The following is a 23,126-nucleotide window of genomic DNA, read 5'->3' as shown; positions in this document are numbered from 1 at the left end:
AGTTTTCAGCTCGCAATCAGCTTAGAACTTGTAGGAACCGCTCAGGTAGAACTGGCGGCCCAGGGCGCTCGAGTACGATGGGTTGTATCCCACTTGATGCGAACCTGTATTACGCAGGGTGAACGGCGGATTGCGGTCGAACATATTCAAAATGCCGCCCGTGATTTCCACGTTTTTCAGCGGACGGTAAGCCGTCTGCAGATCAAAGGTAGTGTAGCTCGGCACTTCCAGCTGGATGCCATAGCATTCGCCTGGGCTGCCGGCAACGATCACGGCGCAATCATCCGCGCTCTGGTTTACGTCGGTGTAGCCATTGCGGTAGTTCGCGCTCAGAGTGTGCGTAAACTTGGCCGTTTCGAACGAGGTCGATGCCTTGATGATGTTGCGGAAGCTGACCTGATCGTTCGAACCGTAACGATTCAGGCTGGTTTCCCATTGGTCATCGGTGCCTGGCGTCGTGTAGCGCGAACGCAGCAGATAGGTACCCGACAGGCGGCTGGTCAGGCGGCCGTCCAGCAGCTTCATCTTGTGGGTGAAGTCGTAGTCGATACCACGGTTCTCAACTTTGCCGATGTTGATCGGCAGCAGCTTGATGGCCAGCACGTCACGGCCCGTCGAGCTGATATGCTTGGTGGTGAACAGGCTGGCGTACTTGGCAGGATCTGCGAAGATCAGGCCTTCCGACACGGCTGTTACCTGGTCGCGGATTTCCACGTTCCACAGGTCGAACGACATCGACAGGCTGTCGATCGGCTCGAACACGGTACCGATGCTCCACTGTTTCGATTTTTCCGGTTTCAGATCAGGATTGCCGCCTTGGAAGGCTTCAAACTGTTGCCGGCCGACGTTGTTGCAATAACCGGCGAGAGGATGGCCGCCCATGCCATTGGCTGCCGTCAGTGGGCATTGATAGTTACCACCCGTCACGCCCCAGTCTTCCAGCGGGCCAGCGATTTCTTGCATGCTGGCAGCACGGAAGCCGGTGCCCGCAGCGGCGCGGAACATCAGGTTTTTGGTGGCGGAGTATTTACCGCTGACTTTCCAGGTGGTGGCGTTCTCTTTTTTGCCGACAGTCTTGCCCGTCAGCTTGTCGTCGATCGCACCGATCTGGTCATAACGCAGCGAGCCGGTCATTTCCAGTTTTTTCGAGATCGGCAGCATCAGCTCGGCGTAGGCGCCGGCATTGTCGCGGTCATACTCACTGTCGACTTGCGGATTGTCAAACAGGATCAGTGCTTGCTTGGCCACGTCCGCCTGTTGCACCTTGTACGAGGTGTTGCGGTAGTCTGCGCCCACGCCCAGCATGGCGGTGCCGCCTGGCAGTGAGAACACGGGACGCGAAGCGCGCGCGTCGACGCCCTTCATTTCCACCGTTTGCGTATTGTAGGTGCCGCTGAAACCGGTGCCCAGCAGTGCCTGGCGCATGGCGTCAGGCATGCTGCCCACAGGGTAGGCAAACGGATCGATATTGCCGGCGTCGACCTGGGCGTTGAATTGATCGGCCAGCGGGAAACCGCTGACATATTTTTGCGTCTGCTTGTTTTTCGAATACGTCACAGCCGAGTTGATATCCCAGCCGAATGCACTGCCGTCCACGCCTGCGACGATATGGGTGGCCTTGGTGCCGTAGTCATACACGCGGTTGCCCATTTCGGACAGGCGGTAGGTTGCTGCGACCGAATCCACGTTGGCGTTCTGATCTGCGGTCAGGTAGGGCGAGATGTATTTGTTGTACAGCGTCGAACCCTTGGCGATCGCAAAATCGGCTGGATACGGTGCGATGCTCGAGACGATGCGTGCTTCGGTGTAAGCCAGGTCATAGAAACCTTGCCAGCCGCTCTTGCCCAACTTGACCGAACCCGAGCTGAAGAGCGAATCGCGCTTCGATTCCGGATTGATTTCAATCGTCGATGGCGAATCGAAGTAGCAGTTGCCGTCGCCATAGAAATCCATATTGCTGACGGCGCACTTGCCGCCGTTGGCCAGCGCGTATGGATTGAGCTTGCTCGGCGCGCCAGAAGCGTTATAGCCGTCCTTGTAATTGATCGACGCATTCGCTGGCGCCGAGCGCGAGGAGCCGTTGATGAATTGCAGCGCCTTGCCCGTCTTTGGATCGTTGAAGTTGATGATGCCGCTCTTCGCGAAGCTGCGCTGCGATGCCTTCAATGCTTTTTGTTCGTCATGGCTGGCCGACACGAAAATGCTGTAGCCATCGTCGTCGATATCGCCGAAACCCTTGCTGATCGAGAAGGAGTTGCTGGCGCCGCCCGACTCTTCTGGACGCGAATACTTGGCGTTGATCTCCAGCGGCGATGCGCCTTTTTTCAGGATGAAGTTGATCACGCCGGCAATGGCATCGGCGCCGTACAGTGCCGAAGCGCCGTCGGTCAGCACTTCCACGCGCTCGATGGCGGCCAGTGGAATCGAATTCAAATCGATGGTGGTACCGGAATTGGCTGGCGCGATACGGCGGCCGTTCAGCAGTACCAGGGTGTAGGCTGCGCCGATATCGTGGATCGATGCCGTGGTGACGCCGCCGCCGCCGCCGCCGACCGAGTCCGCTGCCACGGAAAAGCCTTGCATGGCAGGAATTTGCTGGATGAAGTCGGTAACCGTGGTCACGCCAGATTTCTTGATGTCTTTCTGGTTGAACGATTGCACCGGCAGCGATGCTTCGGATGCGATGCGCTTGATGCTCGAACCCGTCACTTCCACGCGCTGCATGGTGCCATCTGTTGTTTCTTGAGCATATGCTGCGTGCATGCCCAGGGCCAGACTACCAGCAAACATGAGGCGCAGCGACCGCGATATTACACTTTCAATCATCATTTGTAATTCCTTGTTTTTGTGATAAAGGTAGCAATTATCTTGATATAAGTTGTTGCTTGCTAACAATTTATTTGCTTCTTTTTAGTTTCACCAGTGAAAATTCGGTAAATTTTCTCGGCCCTCATCAAAACATTCACCATTCAGATTGTCAATTTCGTGCAGACTTTTTGGATGAAATGCAACATATTGCTAATATTTTTGCATTACTTCAGTAATAAAATATCGTGAACCCTTGTCAGGCGCACTCAGGCGCGTAAAATAAAACGGCGCACATCATCACTGATGGCGCCGTCTCTGGTGCTGCCGGCAAACGCTGGTCGGCGCTGCCCCGTTCATGTCTGTTTCAGTACATCTCCCTTAAAACGTATAGCTGCCACGCAAGTAGTAGGCGCGCCCGATCGGGTCCGTGTAGCGCGGGTCATAGCCTTTCTGGAACAGCGTGCCCTGGTTCGAGAACGGCGGTTCCTTGTCGAACAGGTTTTTCACGCCGGCCGTCAGCAGCAGGCCTTTCCACACGTAGCTGCCCGACACGCTCAGCAGGCTGTACGACGGCACGTCGTGCCGGTATTGCGGGTCCACGTTGTTCTGGTCCGTGTAGCCGGACTTGAACGATTGCGACACGGTGGCGCCCCAGTTGCCCATGCGCCAGTTCAGCGCCGCCGTATGTTTCCAGCGGAAGACGGGATTGTTGTCCGCATAGCGGCCCACGTTGGAAATGAATTCGCCGCCCCGTTCATTCTGGTAGTCGTACTTGTGGGTCCAGGTGCCGTCCACCGACACGCTGAAGTCGCCGTAGGCGCTGCGGCCCAGGCGGGCATTCAGGCTCACGTCGATGCCGTCGGTCTTCACTTCGCCAAGGTTGTCGTTCAAGTCCAGGATGGCGTAGGGGGAACCATCGGGATTGCGCAGGAACAAGGCCTTGTATTTTTCGTAGTTGCCGTAGATGGATTGCTCGGGCAGGGATGAAATCTTGTCCTTCAGGTGGATGTTCCAGTAATCGATGGCCACCGTCACTTCCTTGACGGGTTCGAGCACGACGCCGAAGGCGAAGGTGGTGGATTTTTCCGGTTTCAGCTTTTCATTGCCGCCTTGCAGTTTGAATTGCTGCAAGTCGCAATCGCGCAGGGGATTGGCGCCTGGCTGCGGCACGCCGCCCGGGCACAGGATGGGGTCGTCGTAGGAATCGTTGGTGTCGTTCTTCGACGGCGGCGCATTCTTTTCAAACAACGTGGGGGCACGGAAGCCCGTGCTGGCCGAGCCGCGCAGCACCAGCGCGCTGCTGGCCTGGTAGCGCAGGGCCAGCTTCGGATTGGTGGTGCTGCCGACGTCGCTGTAATGGTCGAAGCGGGCCGCCAGCTGCACTTCCAGATCCTTGATCAGCGGCAAGTTGACTTCGCCGAAGATGGCTTCGATGTCGCGCGAACCGTTCTTCGACAGCGAGCCGGACAGGCCGGAACTGGTGGCCTGGCTGGCAATGTCGCGGTTGACGTTGAATTCAGCCTTTTCGCGCCGCAGCTCGCCGCCCAGCGCGATGGCCAGCGGGCCGCCGGCCAGCTGCATCAGCTCGCGGCTGCCCTTGATGTCGAAGCCCGTCGTGGTGACCTTGGCGTTTTGCACTTCGCCGCGCAGGGCGGTGCTGTCCAGGTAGGCCTTGCCGGCCGTATCCTGCATGCCGAACGGGTTCAGGATGCCGTTCAGCACGCCGGCGGCGAACGAGGCATCCTGCACGTAGCCGCCCGTAAATTTCTCGGACGATTTGCTGATGGCGTGGCTCAGGCCCGTCTTGTAGTCCCAGCCGGCCAGTTCGCCCTCCAGCGCCACGACCAGGCGGTCCGCCTTGCCATCCGAATCGATCTGCCGCTGGCCCGCTTCCACGGGGCGCCAGTTGACGCTCAGCGGCTGGCCCGACAGGCCCGGCTGGGCCGGCACGCCGCCCGCATTGCCCGGATAGTACTTGCTCGTATTGGGCAGGATCAGGCCCGTTTGCGGCGGCGGCGCCGTGCGCGCCTTCACCTTGTTTTCGGAATGCAGGTATTCCACGGTGGCCAGGTGGCCGCCGCCCAGCTTGAAGGCGCCCTTGCCGAAGAAGGCCACCTGCTCCTGCGCCGGCAAGTCGTCGATCTGCCGCGTGTAATCCTGGCGGCAGGTGCCGTTGGCCGCCGCCACGGACAGGGGCGGATTGCAGCCCGTGGCCGCGTAGGGATTGCCGGCCAGGCCCTTGCCGCCATTCGCAGCCGCATCGAAGTAGTTGCCGGGGAAGGTGGTGCCGCTGGTGAGCGACAGGCCGCGGTCGGGGATGATGCCGGTCTTGGAGAAATCGCGGTCCTGCGACGTGAGCACATTCTGCTTGTGGTAGTCGACCACGCCGAAAATATTGTAGCCGTCGGTGTCGAGCTTGCCGAAGCCCGTCGACAGGTTGATGCGGTGTTCGCCGCCACCCTTGTGCTCGGGCGCGACCACTTCGGCGGTGACGTTGGTGACGTTGATCGAGCGCTTGGTGATGAAGTTGATGACGCCGCCGATGGCGTCCGTGCCGTAGATGGCCGAGGCGCCGTCGCGCAGCACTTCGACGCGTTCCAGGGCGGCGATGGGGATGATGTTCAGGTCGACGCTGGCGCCGTCATACGGGTGGTTGGCGATGCGCCGGCCATTGAGCAGCACGAGGGTCTTGTCGCCGCCCAGGCCGCGCAGGTCGGCGCTGGCCTGGCCGCCCGTGGGCAGGCCGCTGGTGTTGCCGCCGACGGCGTTGCCGCTGCCCATGCTGGAGGAATTCGAGGGTATCTTGCTGAGCACTTCCTGGGCCGTCGTCAGGCCTTGCTTGGCGAAATCTTCGGCCTTGAAGATCGAGAGGGGGGTGGCTGTTTCCGAGACGAGCCGCTTGATGGAAGAGCCGGTGACTTCAACGCGCTGCATGCCGGCCGTGTCGCCGGTTTCCTGGGCCAGTGCCGGCTGGCTGAGGATGCCGGCGGCCAGGCCGCCGGCGCAGATCAAACGGATGGAACGGGACAGGCATATTTCTCTAATCATGTTCAAGACTCCTGATAAAGCGGTTGGCTAAAAGGTCAAGAACGGTCGCGCCGGTAAGCACGTCCGAGAATATTGAAAAGATGAAATAATTTATCTCTTTTCAATTGATCGAATGTAATGATTGACAAAACTCTTTGTCAACAGGGTGTTGTACTTTGTGTTTTTAAACAACGGCATCCACTCAGTCATGTTGATTTAAAACAAAGGGTCCGCGTTTTGTGATGTATTTCTCCGCCGAAACTGTTTTTTGCTGCGTAGCGCCTGCCCGGCACCGAATGCTGTACTGCAGCGTAGATGTGCCGCCCACCTTTTCCATCCCGATGACAATGGGGCGTGGTGCGTCGCAGCAAAACGGAGCCGACACCGGACCGCGAGAGGCCGCTCCTGCATTTCTCTTTGTCGGCGAGGGGGAAACTGCGTTATCGTTACGCGTTTTTCAGACAGTCGAGACGGCTGCGAACAAGGCACAGATCTTGCGAGGATGGACTGGTTTTGGTGGTGGAATCCTGTATCCCAGGGGGAAGCCAGTACAAGCGCACCAATACGGTGCGACAGATAATCGAGATGAAGGGTATTACATGAAGTCACCATGGATGCGGCGCGTGGCGCTGCTCGCCTGCCTGGCCACCCTGCCGCTGGCGGCCATCGCCGCGGATGCCGCCCCGGCGGCAGCGCCGGTCAAAACCTTGCGCTATATCCTGCCGGCCGCCGAGACGGGTTTTGATCCGGCCACCGCGCGCGACCTGTATTCGAACCACATCACGCAGGCCATCTTCGACACCCTGTACACGTATGACTACCTGGCGCGCCCCGTCAAGGTGGTGCCCGGCGCGGCCGCCGCCATGCCGGAAGTGTCCGCCGACGGCAAGACCTATACCATCCGCCTCAAGAAAGGCATCCTGTTCACGCCGGACGCCGCGTTCGGCGGCAAGCGCCGCGAACTGACGATGGCCGACTACGTGTATTCGTGGAAGCGCCTGTTCGACCCGCGCCTCGCTTCGCCGCACACGTGGCTGTTCGAAGGCAAGGTGGTGGGCCTGGACGACCTGGCGAAGGAAGCGGCCAAGTCGAACAAGTTTGACTACAGCAAGAAAGTGGCCGGCCTGGAAATTCTCGACCCGTACACCCTGCGCGTGACCCTCACCAAGACCGATTTCAATTTCCCCATGATCCTGGCCTACGTGCCGACGGCCGCCCTGGCGCGCGAAGTGGTGGAAAAATATGGCGACGTGAAGGGCGAAGTGGGCTCGAACCCCGTCGGCACTGGCTATTACACCCTGGGCGAGTGGACGCGCGGCAACCGCATCGTCCTGAACCGCAATACGCAGCACCTGCCCGAGACGTGGAATTTCATGGCCGGCGACGACCCGGACGACCAGCGCATCGTGCGCCAGATGCAGGGCAAGCGCATTCCCGCCATCGACCGCATCGAAATTTCCGTGATGATCGAAGACCAGTCGCGCTGGCTGTCCTTCCAGAGCGGCGGCACGGACGTGTTCTGGCTCGACGGCCCGCTGGCGCCGAAAGCGCTGCTCAACGGCAAGCTGCGTCCCGAGCTGGCGGAGAAGGGCGTGCAACTGTCGCGCCTGCTGGACCCGGAGATCAGCTATTACTACTGGAACATGGAAGACCCGACCCTGGGCGGCTTCAGCAAGGAAAAGATCGCCCTGCGCCGCGCCATTGCCATGGCGCACAATATCGATGAAGAAATCCGCATCATCTGGAATGGCCAGGCCAAGCGCCTCGACTATCCGATTCCGCCCGGCGTCGTCGGCTACGACCCGCACTACAAATCGCTGCTGCAATACGATCCGGTGCTGGCCAACAAGCTGCTGGACAAGTTCGGCTACAAGAAGGGCGCCGATGGCTGGCGCACCTTGCCGGACGGCAAGCCGCTGCTGATACGCTACGCGTCGCGCAATGAAGCCAACGGCGTGCTGCAGGCGGAAATGTGGCGCAAGACCTACAACTCGCTGGGCATCCGCATGGAAAACGACCGCATGATCTTTTCCGATATTTTGAAGACGGAAAAGCAGTGCAAGATGCAGACGCGCACGGCGCCGTGGCTGGCCGACTATCCGGACGGCGACAACTTCATGCAGCTGTTCTACGGCCCGAATACGCACCAGAACAACAATGGCTGCTACCAGGATCCCGAGTACGATCAATGGTACGCGGCCAGCCAGCACATGCCGGCCAGCCCCGAGCGCGACGCGCTGTATCACAAGATGGCGCGCCGTCTGGAAGTCAATGCGGGCGCCCTGATCGGCTACGCGCGCTACCGCAACATGCTGGCGCAAAAGACGGTGCAAGGCTACAAGAAGCACCCGATCCTGTTCCAGGAATGGGCCTTCATGGATATCGACAGCACGGGTACGCCCGTGGTTGCCGCGCCAGCCCCTGCCGCCCCGGCGAATAAATAAGCGCAGCTTATAACAACAAGGAATCATTATGTTTGCTTATATCCTGCGCCGCCTGTGGCAGATGCTGCCGACCATGCTGGGCGTCGTCCTGCTGGTCTTCATCCTGTTCAACTGGGTGGGCGGCGACCCCGCCTATATCCTCGCCGGCAAGATGTCCAGTGCCGAAAGCATCGCCAACATCCGCCGCCAGCTGGGCGTCGACCAGCCGTACTACGTGCAGCTGTGGATCTTCATCAAGCAGATCGTTACCTTTGACTTCGGCCAGAGCTGGGCCACGGGCGAAACCGTGTCACACATCATCACATCGCGCCTGGGACCGTCCATGATGGTGCTGATTCCGCTGACCGTGCTGGAAACGTTCTTTGGCGTGGCGCTGGCGCTGGCCATCGCCTTCGTGCGCGGTTCGCTGACGGACCGCGCCGTCATGATCGCCTGCACGGTGGGCATGTCGATTTCCATCCTCGTCTACATCATCGTCTTCCAGTACGGCTTTGCCTACAAGCTGGGCCTGTTCCCCGTGCAGGGCTGGGGCGACAGCTTCTGGGAAAATCTGCTGCGCTATTCCACCTTGCCTATTTTGATCGGCCTGGCCGTGTCGATTGCGCCCACCCTGCGCCTGTTCCGCACCTTCGTACTGGACGAGGCCAACCAGGATTACGTGCGCACGGCGCGCGCCAAGGGCTTGAAGGAAGGGCGCATCATGTGGGTCCACGTGCTGCGCAATGCCGCCATTCCCATCATTACCTATGTGATGTCGAACTTGCCGGCCCTGCTGATCGGCGCCTTCCTGCTGGAACGCTTCTTCGGCATCCCCGGCATCGGGCGCGAAGTGATCCTGGCCGTCGAGCGCAGCGACTTTCCGGTGATCAAGGCGATCACCGTGTATGTGGCCGCCGCCACCATGCTCTTCAACCTGCTCACCGACCTGCTGTACCAGGCGGTCGACCCTCGCGTACAACTGAAGTAGAAAGAGACGATGTCGAATACTCATACTTCGCCCGGCCTGTGGGCCCTGGCGTGGCGCCGTTTGCGCGGCGACAAGATTGCAATGGTATCGCTGGCCGTGGTCGGCGCGTTTTTCCTGCTGGTGCTGGCCTCCGCCAGCGGCCTGGTGGCGGCGAACTGGGAAGATGAAGTGGCCGTCAGCTATGCGCCGCCCACCTTTGTCGGCGCCGACAAGGACGCGGCCGCGGCCGGCGACGGCGCCATTCCCCTGGCTGACGAGCGCACCTCGCCCACGCCCGTCAATGTGCTCGATCCGCTGGCCGACGATATCGCCGAATTGCGCGCCGAGTTGAAAAGCGATCCGTCCGCCGGCGTCGATATGTACGGCGTGACGGACCCGCTGGCCGAGGACTTGACGGCCTTGCGCGCCGGCATGGGCAAGGCGAAAAAGCTCGTCACGCACAAGGCCGCGACACTGCCGTTCGGCGCCGACAAGTGGGGCCACGACATCTTGCAGAAAACCATCAAGGGCGGCGAGACGTCCATCGTCGTGGGCCTGGTGGCGGCCTTGCTGGCCGTCGTGCTGGGCACGATCTTTGGCGCCGTGTCCGGTTACTTCGGCGGCATGGTCGATGACTTCTTCAACTGGTTCTACAGCATTTTTACGTCGATTCCGTCCATCCTGATGATTCTGACGGTGGCGGCCGTGCTGCAGCAGAAGGGCGTGCTGACCATCGTGCTGATCCTGGGCTTGACGGGTTGGACGGGGCCATACCGCCTGATCCGTGCCGAATACATCAAGCACAAGGCGCGCGAGTACGTGATGGCGGCCGACGCCATCGGCGCCTCGCACTGGCGCAAGATGTTTTCGCACATCTTCCCCAACGTGAGCCACGTTGCTTTGGTGCAAATGTCCATCCTCGTGGTGGGCTTCATCAAGGCGGAAGTGATTTTGAGTTTCCTCGGCTTTGGCGTGCCGGTGGGCACGGTCTCGTGGGGCAGCATGCTCAACGAGGCACAAAATGAACTGATCCTGGGCAAATGGTGGCAGCTGACGGCCGCCGCCACGGCGATGGCCGTGCTGGTGACGGCGTTCTCGCTGTTTACCGATGCCTTGCGCGATGCGCTCGACCCCAAAGTGAAATAGGAGTTGCTCATGGACCAGAATAACCTGTTGGAAGTGCGCGACCTGCGCGTCACCTTCCGCCTGGACAAGAAGACCACGTTCGAAGCCGTCAAGGGCATCTCGTTCAACGTGCCGCGCAACAGCACCGTCGCCCTGGTGGGCGAATCGGGCAGCGGCAAGTCCGTCAGCTCCCTGGCCGTGATGGGCCTGCTGCCGCCGGACAGCACCATCATCGATCCCGCCTCCAGCATCCACTTCGGCGGGCGCGACCTGCTGCAGCTGTCCATCGCCGAGCGGCGCACCATGTGCGGCAAGGATATCTCGATGATCTTCCAGGAGCCGATGTCGTCCCTGAACCCCGTGTTTACGGTGGGCTTCCAGATCGCCGAAGTGCTGCGCCAGCACATGGGCATGAACCGCAAGCAGGCGCGGACCCGTACCCTGGAACTGCTCGAGGAAGTGGGCATCCCCGACCCGGCCACGAAGATCGACGCCTACCCGAGCCAGATGTCGGGCGGCCAGCAGCAGCGCGTGATGATCGCCATGGCGATCGCCTGCGAACCGAAACTGTTGATCGCGGACGAGCCGACGACGGCGCTGGACGTGACGATCCAGAAGCAGATCATGGACCTGATCGCGGCGCTGCAAAAGAAGCACCAGATGTCCGTGCTCTTCATTACCCACGACCTGGGCCTGGTGGGCGAGATCGCCGACCAGGTGATCGTCATGCGCCACGGCGAAGTGCGCGAGACGGGCGAAGTGCGCCAGGTCTTCGAGGCGCCACAGGACAGCTATACCAAGGCCCTGCTGCATTGCCGCCCGTCCCTGGACGAGCGCCCATGGCGTTTGCCCGTCATCGCCGACTACATGGAGGGCAAGGCGGGCCCCGGCGTGGAAGTGAAACAGCGCACGCGCGGCTACACGCCGGGCGACGAGCCCGTGCTGGTGGTGAGTAACTTGAGTAAAAGCTTTTATACGCGCGAAGGCCTGTTCGGCAAGCGCGAATTCCAGGCCGTCAAGGATGTGTCGTTTACCTTGCCGCGCGGCAAGACCCTGGGCGTGGTGGGGGAATCCGGCTCCGGCAAGACGACCGTGGGCCTGACCCTGCTGCGCCTGCACCAGGCGACGGGCGGCACGGCCATGTTCCACGGCAAGGATCTGATTGCCATGCCGAACAAGGAATACCTGCCGTATAAGCGCCGCATCCAGATCATCTTCCAGAATCCGTATGCCTCGCTGAACCCCCGCTTCACGGTGGGGCAGATCCTGCTGGAACCGATGCGCATCCACAACATCGGCGCCAACGACAAGGAGCGCATCGCCAAGGCTTACTGGCTGCTGGACAAGGTGGGCTTGCCGGAACAGGCCTTCCACCGCTATCCGCATGAATTCTCCGGCGGCCAGCGGCAGCGCATCGCCATCGCGCGCTGCCTGACCATGCAGCCGGAAATCCTCGTCTGCGACGAATCCGTGTCGGCGCTGGACGTGTCCGTGCAGGCGCAGGTATTGAACCTGCTGCAGGATTTGCAGGATGAATTCGGATTGTCCTACATCTTCATCTCGCACGATTTGTCCGTCGTCAAATACATCGCCGACCAGGTGATGGTGATGCACAAGGGGCAGGTGGTGGAGCTGGCCGATTCGGACGAGCTGTACCGCAATCCCGTGCATCCGTACACGCGTACCCTGCTCAGTGCCATCCCGAAGGGCGTGCAAATCTAAACACGCTTTTACGGTAAGATAGCGCCCATGCCCAACCTTATTTACCTGCTCGAACATTACGGTGTCCTGATTGTCTTTGGCATCGTGCTGGTGGAGCAGCTCGGCCTGCCGATTCCCGCCTTCCCCATCCTCGTGGTGGCGGGGGCGCTGGCCGTCGATGGGGACATGAACGGGGCGCTGGTGCTGGCCGCCGCGCTGGGCGCCTGCCTGATCAGCGACTTCACGTGGTTCCGCGCCGGCCGCCATTTCGGCAAGCGCATCCTGCGCCTGCTGTGCCGCATCTCCCTGTCGCCCGACTATTGCGTCAGCCAGACGGAAGACAAGTTCAAGCGCTGGGGGCCGAAAGCCCTGATCGTCTCCAAGTTCGTGCCGGGATTTAACACCGTGGCCGCGCCCATGTCCGGCGCGCTGGGCACGCCGCCGGGCCAGTTCTTCCTGTACGCGGGCCTGGGCGCCCTGCTGTGGAGCGGCACGGGCATCGTCGTCGGCGTGATCTTCCATTCCAGCGTGCAGCAGGTGCTCGACCTGCTCAGCACCATGGGCAGCACGGCCTTGCTGATGCTGGCCACCTTGCTGGGACTGTTCCTGTTGTACAAATTCCTCGAACGCCGGCGTTTCCGCCAGGCCTTGCAGATCGAGCGCATCGGCATCGATGAATTGCTCGAGCTGATAGAGCAGGGCGAGGAGCCGCTGATGGTCGATGCGCGCAGCGCCACGGCACAGGCGCTGGAACCGGCCGTGCCGGGTGCCCTGTTCTTCAATGGCAAGGAACCCGTGCCCGCCATGATCGCCATGGACAAGGACCGCCACATCATCGTGTATTGCAGCTGCCCCAACGACGTGACGGCCGCGCAAGTGGCCAAGCTGCTGCACCAGCACGGCTTCCACCGGGCCAAGCCCCTGCATGGCGGCCTCGATGCGTGGAATGCCGCCTACCGCTCGGACCAGCCGGCGCCTGCCAGCCTGGTGGGCGAAGGCTTGCCATCCTGAATCGCGCTGTCGCCCGCGCGTTACGCCAGCCGTAAAAACCGGTAGTAATAATACGAAAACAGCCGCCCCGGGCCGCCACGATGCCGGCGCCGCGGGGCCGCCGTCCCGTACGAAGCGGCTTTGCGCAAACTGCGGCATACTCTCCTTCAAGGCCGATTCCTGCTGCTGTGCAGCATGGTTGTCACGCGCCTGGTGAGGGTGGGTACTCACTATTATTCATTGTTTCCGGGCAACTTTTCACCGCTCTGTTGCATTTGGAGTGGAACTACCAATAAAGGCTTGTTTTGATGTACTTAAACTACAAACTTTGCTTGCCTCCGGGCGCATTCATCCTTTAAGCTTGGCGTCCCATGCGTCCCACTTCATCATCTAAAATCATGAGCGCTTCGTCTTCTCCCGTACTGCCGACTTCCGCCTTCGCCGATGGACCGCGCCTGCTGGCCGACGTGGGCGGCACCAATGCCCGTTTCGCCCTGGAAGTGGCCGCCGGCCACATCGTCCTGGTGGAAGTGCTGCCCTGTGCCGATTACCCGAGCCTGTCCGCCGCGCTGCAAGCCTACCTGGCCTTGCCCCACGTGGCCGCGGCCGGCGGGCAAGCCGTGCGCCATGCCGTGATCGCCATCGCCAATCCCGTCGACGGCGATTTCCTCAGCATGACGAACCACCACTGGTCGTTCTCGATCCGCGCCATGCGCGAAGAGTGCGGCTTCACGACCCTGGACGTGGTCAACGATTTCACGGCCCTGGCGCGCTCGCTGCCGCAGCTGTCTGCCGAGCAGAAGCACCAGGTGGGCGCGGGCACGGCCCGTCCCGGCACGGCCATCGGCCTGATCGGCGCCGGCACGGGCCTGGGCGTATCGGGCCTGATTCCCTCGCATGGCGGCTGGATCGCCCTGCAAAGCGAAGGCGGCCACGTCAGCTTCGCGCCGTCGAATGAGGTGGAAGTGGGCATCCTGCAATTCGCCTGGCGCGAATTTGAACACGTCTCGGCCGAACGCCTGATTTCCGGCGATGGCCTGGAACTGATCTACCGCGCCCTGGCCGACCGCGCCGGCGTGCCGGCCGAAGACTTGCCGGCGGCGGAGATCACGCGCCGCGCGCTGGCCGGCGAATCGCAGCTGTGCGACGACGTCATCGAAGCCTTCTGCTGCATGCTGGGCACGGTGGCGGGCAACGTCGCCGTCACCCTGGGCGCGCTGGGCGGCATCTATATCGGCGGCGGCATCGTGCCGCGCCTGGGCCAGCGCTTCGACCGTTCCGGTTTCCGCGCCCGCTTCGAGCGCAAGGGCCGCTTCGCCAATTATGTGTCGCAAGTGCCCACCTTCGTCATCACGGCGCAGTATCCGGCTTTCCTCGGCGCATCGGCCATTCTCTCGGAGAAACTCGCCTCCCTTTGATGCGCCAGCCGTTCCAGATGTCGCGCCAGGGCCGGGTAAAACGTGTGTTTTGCCCGGTTTTGCGCTTTTCCGCTTTTTATCAGGTACAATTGGCATCGTTGGATGAAACGACGACTGTCGCTCACTTGCCTGGCTGGTCTGCCGCCACAAGAGAAGCAGCTGCTCCGGATATCGTTTCATTGCTGGTTATTTAAGGCCAGCTCCATGGATCGCAGGACTTTCACTGCATCCGCAAGTCCCGCTTTGCGCGCATCGGCCAAGGCGTCGGAAAAACAGCCTCAACTTGTAACTCCAGCATGGCGTCGTCATCGATGTCTGCCATCCGTTACGTTGAAATGAACGTTTTGATTTCTTTCTCTGCATACGAATTGCAACACACATCCGCACAGAATTGCTATGAATACAATTGAGGCTAAAAAAGTCCTCGAAACCGCGTTGCTGTGCGCTCGTGAGTCGCTGACGATCCACAGCCTGAAAAAGCTGTTCGTCGATGCGGACGAGAGCGGCCGCGTGCGCGGTGTCGGCGTCGGTGCCGACACGATCAAGCAGTTGCTGGAAGAGTTGCGGGACGAATGGGAAGGGCGGGGCATCGAGATCGTCAGCCTGGCCTCGGGCTGGCGCTTTCAAAGCCGCCCGGAAATGAAGATGTATCTCGATCGCCTGACGCCCGAGCGGCCGCCCAAGTATTCGCGGGCGACCCTGGAAACCCTGGCCATCATCGCGTATCGCCAGCCGGTGACGCGCGGCGATATCGAGGAGATTCGCGGCGTTGCCGTCAATTCGCAGACGATCAAGATGCTGGAAGACCGCGGCTGGGTCGATGCCATCGGCTACCGCGACGTGGTGGGACGGCCGGCCTTGCTGGCCACCACCAAGCAGTTTTTGGATGACCTGGGTTTGCATTCGCTGTCCCAGCTGCCGCCTTTGCAGCAAATCAGTGAAATGCAGGGCAATGGGCTCGAAGCCCTGGAAGCGGCCCTGCAGGAAAATTTTGACAAGGCAAGCAATGAGCTTGCCCCCCAGCTTGGTGCAGGTAGCAATACGGCTGTGACAGATGTAGATGTGACAGCAAGCCTTGATGCCGGCCCCGATGCTTCGCCCATGGACGAAGCCTACACTCACGACCCTGCGCCAGAACTAACGGTTGACGCTGCGCCAGGTCAGCACAGCCAAGAAACGAAGAATGAATAATCCGAACACACCCGAGACAGTTACCGCCAGCGACGAAGCCATCGTTGCCAAGCCCAAGCGCCGCACCAAGGCCCAGATCGAGGCCGACGCCGCTGCGGCGACTGCCGCTGCCGGCGACGCCGCCGTTGCCAAGCCGAAGCGCCGCACGAAAGCCGACGTGGCCGCCGAAGCGCCCGTTGCTGCCGCTGCCGCTGAAGAAGCCGCTCCTGCCGTCAAGAAAACCCGCGCCAAGCCGGCCCTGAAGGCCGTGGCGGAAGCGGCGGAAGCCGCCGCCGAGGCGGTCGCCGCCCCGGCGCCGCGTCCGCCGCGCGCCCGCGCCGCCGCCAAGGCCGCTGCCGCCGAAGCGGAAGCGTCGCCGGAAGCCGCTGCCGAGAAGCCGGCCGAAGCGCGTCCGACGCGCGGTCCGCGCCAGATGCGCGGCGTGCAAGCCGAACGCGCGCTGCGCCAGCCGCCGCGCGCCGAAGCGCCGCAGGCAGCGGAAGCCGCCGCGCCTGCCGCGGAGCAAGCTGCCGCGCCAGCCGCCGATGTGTTCGATGCCGAAGGCAACCTCGTGTCCGCACCACGCGCGCCGCGCGGTCCGCGCAACGACGTGCCCGGTGCCGGCAAGAATGCGGGCAAGAGCCGTAAAAAAGGCAAGGGCCGTCAGGCTGCGCCAGGCAAGGTCAGCGATGCAGACGCCGTGTTTTCCTTCGTGACCTCCGACGCCTTCGACAGCGAAGACGGCGGCATGGGCCGCGCGCAAAAAGCCGTCGTGCGCCGCGACCTGACGTCCGACGACGATGCGCCGAAGCTGCACAAGGTGCTGGCCGAAGCCGGTCTCGGTTCGCGCCGCGACATGGAAGACCTGATCATTTCGGGCCGCGTGTCCGTCAATGGCGAGCCGGCCCACATCGGCCAGCGCATCCTGCCGACCGACCACGTACGCATCAACGGCAAGCTGATCCAGCGCCGCGTGAGCAAGAAACCGCCACGCGTACTGGTGTATCACAAGCCGGCCGGCGAAATCGTCAGCCATAATGATCCGGACGGCCGTCCATCCGTGTTCGACCGCCTGCCGACCATGAAGGCAGGCAAGTGGCTGGCCGTGGGCCGCCTCGACTTCAACACGGAAGGCTTGCTGCTGTTTACTACTTCCGGTGACCTGGCCAACCGCCTGATGCACCCCCGCTACGGCATCGACCGCGAGTACGCCGTGCGTACCCTGGGCGAGCTGGAAGAGGGCATGCGCCAGAAGCTGCTGGCCGGCGTCGAGCTGGAAGACGGCATGGCGCAGTTCTCGAAGATCGCCGATGGCGGCGGCGAAGGCATCAACAAGTGGTACCGCGTGGTGATCGGCGAAGGCCGCAACCGCGAAGTGCGCCGCATGTTCGAAGCCATCGGCCTGACCGTTTCGCGCCTGATCCGTACCCGCTACGGCGCCATGACCCTGCCGAGCGGCCTGAAGCGGGGCCGCTGGGAAGAGATGGATGAGAACACCGTGCGCGACCTGCTGGCCGCCTACGGCATCGAAAAGAAAATGCCGCCTTCGGGCGATCCCCGTGCCGCCGGCGCCGCCAAGGGCCGCGAAGCGCGCAAGGCGAGCCGCGATGACGAGCCGAATGGCAACCGCATCGATGTGAGCAACCGCAACGCCGATCCTTTCCCCGTCGCGCCGCGCCGTGGCCAGCCGCAAGGCCAGTTTGCCCGTCCGCAAGGCCAGGGCCGCCCAGGCGGCGCCGGCCGTCCAGGCGAAGCGCGTGGTCCGGGCCGTGGTCAGCCGCAAGGTCCGTTCCAGGGTGGTCAGCCCCGTTCGTCGGCATCGTTCGAAGGCGCGCCGCAAGGCCGTGCTCCGCGCGCCGCCGGCCAGGGCCGTCCCGGCGGCGAAGGCCGCGCACCGCAGCGCGGTCCGCGCCAGCCCGATCCGCTGCAAACGGCGTTCGGCTTCGCCAACACGGGTCCGCGCCGCAATGCGGGCGGTGCCGGCGGCCAGGCCCGTTCCGGCGGCCAGCCGCGCGGCGGCATGGATCGTGGCGGCATGGATGGCATGCCGCGCCGCCGCAGCAAAGGTTAATTCAGAGGAATTTCTTCTCGCGTTCCCGCCAAACTGCGGCGGGGGCGCGCTCTTGTAACTGTTGTAAGCCGGGCCGCACCTTGCGTGCGGCATTGCGGCGAAGTTAATAAGAGGTTATAATCTGCAGCCTAATAAAAGTTCTCCGCAGGGTTGTTTGGTGGGGAGTGCTTTCATCTGGTTGGGGAAATACAAGAAGATGGGCAGATGCCCATTTTTTTTTTGTTGAACCGTTTGTAATGGCGCCGACAAGGGGCCATATATGACTTGCGCGTGTTTTTCGCATGCCGCCGGTGCTGTTGCAGTGCCGCGATGCTGAAAACGGGCCTTATTTCTGGAGAATTTCTTGCAGCAGTTGGGATTAATTGAAAAGACAGTCACTGGTCTGGGCTATGAGCTCGTTGATGTCGAACGTGCCGAGCGCGGGCTGCTGCGCGTCTTTATTGATTTCAGCGCCGCCGATGCCGCTGAAAAAGGTCCGATCACGGTCGAGGACTGTGCCACGGTCAGTCACCAGTTATCGCATGTGTTGACGGTAGAGAACGTTCCTTACGAGCGTCTCGAGATTTCTTCCCCGGGTCTGGATCGTCCGGTGCGCAAGCTGGAAGACTTTGTCCGTTTCGCAGGCCAGGAAATCATCGTCAAGCTGATGGTGGCGATGCCGGGTACGAACAACCGGAAATCGTTCCAGGGGATTCTGCAAGAACCCGTGGGCGATAAATTGTCGTTGGAATTTGAAGGTAAGGATGGTCCGGCGATGTTGGAGTTTACGCTCGCCGACGTGGATAAGGCACGCTTGGTGCCGCAGGTGGTTTTTAAGGGACGCAAAGCATGAGCCGCGAAGTTTTATTATTGGTTGACGCGCTGGCGCGCGAAAAAAACGTCGATAAAGATGTCGTCTTCGGCGCCCTCGAATTCGCGTTGGCGCAAGCCACGAAGAAACGGTATGAGGGTGAGGTAGACATCCGCGTTTCGATCGACCGCGACACGGGCGAATTCGAATCGTTCCGCCGCTGGCACGTGGTGCCCGATGAAGCGGGCCTGCAATTGCCGGATCAGGAGATCCTGCATTTCGAGGCAAAAGAACAGATTCCCGATATCGAAGTCGATGATCACATCGAAGAACCGATCGAATCCGTCGAATTCGGCCGTCGTTTCGCCCAGGATACCAAACAGGTCGTCCTGCAGCGCGTGCGCGATGCCGAGCGCGAACAGATCCTGGTCGACTTCCTGGAACGCGGCGACTCGCTCGTCACCGGCACCATCAAGCGCATGGAACGCGGCGACGCCATCGTCGAATCGGGCAAGATCGAAGCACGCCTGCCACGCGACCAGATGATCCCGAAAGAGAATCTGCGTATCGGCGACCGCGTGCGTGCCTACATCTTGCGCATCGACCGCAATATGCGCGGCCCGCAAGTGATCCTGTCGCGTACGGCGCCGGAATTCATTATGAAGCTGTTCGAGCTGGAAGTGCCGGAAATTGAACAAGGCATGCTGGAAATCAAATCCGCAGCCCGCGATGCCGGCGTGCGCGCCAAGATCGCCGTCTACACGGCCGACAAGCGCATCGATCCGATCGGTACCTGCGTCGGCATGCGCGGTTCGCGCGTGCAGGCCGTGACCGGCGAGCTGGGCGGCGAACGCGTCGACATCGTGCTGTGGTCGGAAGATCCGGCGCAGTTCGTCATCGGCGCCCTGGCACCGGCGAACGTGTCGTCGATTATGGTTGACGAAGAGAAACATGCGATGGATGTCGTCGTCGATGAAGAAAACCTGGCAATCGCGATCGGCCGCTCCGGCCAGAACGTGCGCCTGGCATCGGAACTGACTGGCTGGAAGATCAACATCATGACGGCCGAAGAATCGGCTGACAAAGCTGCCCAGGAAACGGCTGCCGTGCGCATCCTGTTCATGGAAAAGCTCGATGTCGACCAGGAAGTGGCCGATATTCTGGTGGAAGAAGGTTTCGCCAGTCTGGAAGAAATCGCTTACGTGCCAATTTCCGAAATGCTGGAAATCGAATCGTTTGACGAAGATACCGTCAATGAACTCCGTACCCGTGCGCGTGATGCGCTCGTGACCGAAGCGATCGCTTCGGAAGAGGGTCTGGAAGGCATGGACGAGGCGTTGGTGAATCTGGAAGGCATGGATCGCGTCACCGCCGGCAAGCTGGGTCTGGCTGGTATCAAGACCGTTGAAGCATTTGCAGCACTGGCATACGACGAATTTGGCGCAATCCTGGCCTTGTCTGCGGACCGTGCGCGTGAACTGATTACAAGTGAATTTAAAGATGTGACCGACGATGAGATGAAGTTGGTTGACTCGAAGTACGACGATCGTGCCAAGGCGCTGCAAGCCAAGGCATGGAGTCTGGCCGAATCCGCAAAGGCTTAATTTGAGTATCTTTATCATCTCCGCGACACATAGAAAAGAGGACTGAATGGCGAGTAACAACGTAGCCCAATTTGCCACCGAACTGAAGATGCCTGCAGATTTGCTGCTGACGCAGCTGCGTTCTGCCGGCGTCGAGAAAAGTTCGACGTCAGATCCATTGTCGAAAGATGATAAGGACAAGCTTTTGGATCATCTGCGCCGCACACACGGCGCAGCGGCTGACACAGAAAAGAAGAAAATCACCGTGACCCGCAAGGAAACGACTGAAATCAAGCAGGCTGACGCCACCGGCAAGTCGCGCACCATCCAAGTGGAAGTGCGCAAGAAACGCACCTTCGTCCAGCGTGACGAAGCGGCGCCGGTCGCTGCCGAGCCGGTCGCGCCTGCCGCGCCGGTGATCGATCCCGCCGAAGTGGCGCGCCGTGAAGAAGATGCCCGTAAACAGGCAGAACTGATCGCCCGCCAGGAAGCGGACCTGCGCGAAAAGCAGGAACGTCTGGCCAAGCTCGACGCGGAAAAAGAAGCCCAGGCGAAAGCCACGCAACAGGCTGAACTGGCCGCGAAGAAAGAAGCGGAAGCGGAAGCGAAGAAAGCGGCCGCCAAGGCTGCCGCCGCGCCTGCTGCCAGCACCGCCGCGCCTGTCGCCGACGATGCCGCCGCGGAAGCGAAAAAAGCTGCCGCCGCTGAAGAAGCGAAGAAAAAAGCCGCCGCCGCTGCTGTTGCCGCCAAGGAAGCCGCTGACAAGGCGGAAGCCACCGAGCGCGCACGCAAGGCCGTCGCCGACGAAGTGGCCCAGATCAAGGCCATGATGAACGCGCCACGCCGCGCCATCAAGGCGCCTGAGCCTGCGCCGGTACCGGTCAAGCCGAAGGCGCCGGAAGGCACCCTGCACAAGCCTGCTGACAAGAAACCGGGCGACAAGCCGGGCGACAAGAAGCCTGCTGTTGCAGACAAGAAATCCATCAAGTCGGCCAATGTGTCGTCCACCTGGTCCGATGACGCGAAAAAACGCGGCACCACCGGTGGTCCCAAGCCACGCGGCAACAGCGGCCCAGGCGGCCGTGACAGCTGGCGCGGTGGCGCGAAGGGCCGTCGCCCGACGCACCATGACGACCGTGAATCGAACTTCCAGGCGCCGACGGAAGCCGTCGTCAAGGACGTGCACGTACCGGAAACGATCACCGTGGCCGAACTGGCGCACAAGATGTCCGTCAAGGCATCCGAAGTCATCAAGCATTTGATGAAATTGGGCCAGATGTGCACGATCAACCAGGTGCTGGACCAGGAAACCGCCATGATTCTGGTGGAAGAAATGGGCCATAAGGCGTTCGCCGCCGAACTGGACGATCCGGAAGCGTTGCTGGCCGACGTGGGCGAACACGCGCACTTCGAAACCAAGCCACGCGCACCGGTGGTCACCGTCATGGGTCACGTCGACCACGGCAAGACCTCGCTGCTGGACTACATCCGCCGTGCCAAGGTGGCATCGGGCGAAGCGGGCGGGATTACGCAGCATATCGGCGCTTACCACGTCGATACGCCACGCGGCATGATCACCTTCCTCGACACCCCGGGTCACGAAGCGTTTACCGCGATGCGTGCCCGTGGCGCCAAGGCAACCGACATCGTCATTCTGGTGGTTGCCGCCGACGATGGCGTGATGCCGCAAACGAAAGAAGCTATTGCCCATGCGAAAGCAGCCGGCGTACCGCTGGTGGTGGCGATCAACAAGGTCGACAAACCGGGCGGCAACGTGGATCGCGTGACGCAGGAACTGGTCGCCGAACAAGTCGTGCCGGAAGAATACGGTGGCGAATCGCCATTCGTGCCGGTCTCGGCCAAAACGGGTCAGGGTATCGACGACCTGCTGGAACAAGTGCTGCTGCAAGCCGAAGTGCTGGAACTGACGGCACCGGTGGAAGCGCCTGCGCGCGGCCTGGTGGTCGAGGCGCGTCTGGACAAGGGCCGTGGTCCTGTCGCGACGATCCTGGTGCAGTCGGGTACCTTGCGCCGCGGCGACGTGATCTTGGCGGGCTCTTCGTATGGCCGCGTGCGCGCCATGCTGGACGAGAACGGCAAGGCCATCGCTGAAGCGGGTCCGTCGATCCCGGTCGAAATCCAGGGTCTGACGGAAGTGCCGGTCGCCGGTGAAGAAGTCGTCGTCATGGCGGACGAGCGCAAGGCGCGCGAAATCGGTCTGTTCCGTCAAGGTAAGTTCCGTGACGTGAAACTGGCGAAACAGCAAGCCGCGAAACTGGAAAACATGTTCGACCAGATGGCCGAAGGCGAAGTGAAAAACTTGCCATTGATCATCAAAACCGACGTGCAGGGTTCGCAGGAAGCGCTGGTTGGCTCGCTGCAGAAACTGTCGACCTCCGAAGTGCGCGTCCAGGTGGTTCACGCTGCCGTCGGCGGCATCACGGAATCGGACGTCAACCTGGCAGTCGCCTCGAAAGCGGTCATCATCGGCTTCAACGCCCGTGCCGACGCCCAGGCGCGCAAGCTGGCCGAGTCGAATGGCGTGGACATCCGCTACTACAACATCATTTACGATGCGATCGACGAGATCAAATCGGCGTTGTCGGGCATGTTGGCACCAGAGAAACGCGAAACGGTCATCGGCCAGGTCGAGATCCGCCAGGTCATCCTGGTCTCGAAAGTGGGCGCGGTTGCCGGTTGCCTGGTCACCGATGGCGTGGTCAAGCGTGCTTCTTCCGTCCGCCTGTTGCGCAACAACATCGTGGTGTGGAGCGGCGAGATCGACTCCCTGAAACGCTTCAAGGACGATGCGAAAGAAGTTCGCGCCGGTCTGGAGTGCGGCCTGTCGCTGAAGAACTACAACGACATTCAGGTTGGCGACACGCTGGAAGTGTTCGAAGTCCAGGAAATCGCGCGTACGCTGTAATCACCGCAGTAACAGAAATGAAATGCCGCGCGGACATATCGTTGTCCGCGCAAACACGTGGGGCGCATGGGGCAACGGGCAACCGTTTGACCCATGCGCCCTGCGGCACTTAGGACAGCACTTACTA

The 23,126-nt window shown here is 61.4% G+C and carries 13 protein-coding genes; 11 read left to right on the top strand and 2 right to left on the bottom strand.

The annotated features are described in order from the left end of the window. Positions 1–21: 21 nt before the first annotated feature. Positions 22–2,724 carry a TonB-dependent receptor gene (locus EBS11_RS13275; protein ID WP_290603426.1) on the bottom strand — a complete coding sequence of 901 codons (2,703 nt, stop codon included), beginning with the start codon at positions 2,722–2,724 and terminating at the stop codon, positions 22–24. A 462-nt stretch (positions 2,725–3,186) separates the two neighbouring features. Further along, the gene (locus tag EBS11_RS13270) at positions 3,187–5,856 is read right to left on the bottom strand and encodes a TonB-dependent receptor (RefSeq protein WP_290603425.1); all 2,670 of its coding nucleotides are present in this window, start codon (positions 5,854–5,856) and stop codon (positions 3,187–3,189) included. Positions 5,857–6,434: 578 nt separating this feature from the next. Here EBS11_RS13270 and EBS11_RS13265 point away from each other — a divergent pair. The 11 genes from EBS11_RS13265 (at position 6,435) to infB (ending at position 22,999) form a co-directional block, all read left to right on the top strand. Continuing rightward, on the top strand, positions 6,435–8,279 hold the full coding sequence (locus tag EBS11_RS13265; RefSeq protein ID WP_290603424.1) for an ABC transporter substrate-binding protein: 1,845 nt from the start codon (positions 6,435–6,437) through the stop codon (positions 8,277–8,279). A 28-nt stretch (positions 8,280–8,307) separates the two neighbouring features. After that, on the top strand, positions 8,308–9,246 hold the full coding sequence (locus EBS11_RS13260; protein WP_131374152.1) for an ABC transporter permease: 939 nt from the start codon (positions 8,308–8,310) through the stop codon (positions 9,244–9,246). A 9-nt stretch (positions 9,247–9,255) separates the two neighbouring features. Next, complete coding sequence (locus EBS11_RS13255) at positions 9,256–10,371, top strand: ABC transporter permease (protein ID WP_290603423.1); 1,116 nt, start codon at positions 9,256–9,258, stop codon at positions 10,369–10,371. Positions 10,372–10,380: 9 nt separating this feature from the next. Then, positions 10,381–12,072 carry an ABC transporter ATP-binding protein gene (locus EBS11_RS13250; protein ID WP_290603422.1) on the top strand — a complete coding sequence of 564 codons (1,692 nt, stop codon included), beginning with the start codon at positions 10,381–10,383 and terminating at the stop codon, positions 12,070–12,072. Between the two features lie 27 nt (positions 12,073–12,099). Beyond that, positions 12,100–13,062, top strand: a complete 963-nt coding sequence (locus EBS11_RS13245; RefSeq protein ID WP_290603421.1) for a VTT domain-containing protein — start codon at positions 12,100–12,102, stop codon at positions 13,060–13,062. Positions 13,063–13,439: 377 nt separating this feature from the next. After that, positions 13,440–14,459 carry a glucokinase gene (locus EBS11_RS13240; RefSeq protein ID WP_290603420.1) on the top strand — a complete coding sequence of 340 codons (1,020 nt, stop codon included), beginning with the start codon at positions 13,440–13,442 and terminating at the stop codon, positions 14,457–14,459. Positions 14,460–14,855: 396 nt separating this feature from the next. After that, positions 14,856–15,650: an SMC-Scp complex subunit ScpB gene (scpB, locus tag EBS11_RS13235; protein ID WP_290603419.1), complete on the top strand. Its 795-nt coding sequence runs from the start codon at positions 14,856–14,858 to the stop codon at positions 15,648–15,650. Continuing rightward, positions 15,643–17,700 carry a 23S rRNA pseudouridine(2605) synthase RluB gene (rluB, locus tag EBS11_RS13230; RefSeq protein ID WP_290603418.1) on the top strand — a complete coding sequence of 686 codons (2,058 nt, stop codon included), beginning with the start codon at positions 15,643–15,645 and terminating at the stop codon, positions 17,698–17,700. Before scpB ends, rluB begins: the two co-directional genes overlap by 8 nt. A 343-nt stretch (positions 17,701–18,043) precedes the next feature. After that, complete coding sequence (gene rimP / locus EBS11_RS13225; RefSeq protein ID WP_035828693.1) at positions 18,044–18,532, top strand: ribosome maturation factor RimP; 489 nt, start codon at positions 18,044–18,046, stop codon at positions 18,530–18,532. Continuing rightward, positions 18,529–20,094 carry a transcription termination factor NusA gene (gene nusA, locus EBS11_RS13220; RefSeq protein ID WP_290603417.1) on the top strand — a complete coding sequence of 522 codons (1,566 nt, stop codon included), beginning with the start codon at positions 18,529–18,531 and terminating at the stop codon, positions 20,092–20,094. The genes rimP and nusA overlap by 4 nt, the downstream gene beginning before the upstream one ends. A gap of 46 nt (positions 20,095–20,140) precedes the next feature. Next, on the top strand, positions 20,141–22,999 hold the full coding sequence (gene infB, locus EBS11_RS13215; RefSeq protein ID WP_290603416.1) for a translation initiation factor IF-2: 2,859 nt from the start codon (positions 20,141–20,143) through the stop codon (positions 22,997–22,999). Positions 23,000–23,126: the final 127 nt, after the last annotated feature.

Source organism: Janthinobacterium sp. (assembly GCF_009923995.1).
GTDB lineage: Bacteria > Pseudomonadota > Gammaproteobacteria > Burkholderiales > Burkholderiaceae_D > Janthinobacterium.
The sequence above is the reverse complement of the archived record's forward strand: the minus strand, read 5'-3'. Positions and strand labels throughout refer to the sequence as shown.

Coding starts and splice junctions, on each gene's coding strand:
- EBS11_RS13275 (WP_290603426.1), bottom strand. CDS start 2,724: ATGCAGCGCGTGGAAGTGACGGGTTCGAGCATCAAGCGCATCGCATCC.
- EBS11_RS13270 (WP_290603425.1), bottom strand. CDS start 5,856: ATGATTAGAGAAATATGCCTGTCCCGTTCCATCCGTTTGATCTGCGCC.
- EBS11_RS13265 (WP_290603424.1), top strand. CDS start 6,435: ATGAAGTCACCATGGATGCGGCGCGTGGCGCTGCTCGCCTGCCTGGCC.
- EBS11_RS13260 (WP_131374152.1), top strand. CDS start 8,308: ATGTTTGCTTATATCCTGCGCCGCCTGTGGCAGATGCTGCCGACCATG.
- EBS11_RS13255 (WP_290603423.1), top strand. CDS start 9,256: ATGTCGAATACTCATACTTCGCCCGGCCTGTGGGCCCTGGCGTGGCGC.
- EBS11_RS13250 (WP_290603422.1), top strand. CDS start 10,381: ATGGACCAGAATAACCTGTTGGAAGTGCGCGACCTGCGCGTCACCTTC.
- EBS11_RS13245 (WP_290603421.1), top strand. CDS start 12,100: ATGCCCAACCTTATTTACCTGCTCGAACATTACGGTGTCCTGATTGTC.
- EBS11_RS13240 (WP_290603420.1), top strand. CDS start 13,440: ATGAGCGCTTCGTCTTCTCCCGTACTGCCGACTTCCGCCTTCGCCGAT.
- scpB (WP_290603419.1), top strand. CDS start 14,856: ATGAATACAATTGAGGCTAAAAAAGTCCTCGAAACCGCGTTGCTGTGC.
- rluB (WP_290603418.1), top strand. CDS start 15,643: ATGAATAATCCGAACACACCCGAGACAGTTACCGCCAGCGACGAAGCC.
- nusA (WP_290603417.1), top strand. CDS start 18,529: ATGAGCCGCGAAGTTTTATTATTGGTTGACGCGCTGGCGCGCGAAAAA.
- infB (WP_290603416.1), top strand. CDS start 20,141: ATGGCGAGTAACAACGTAGCCCAATTTGCCACCGAACTGAAGATGCCT.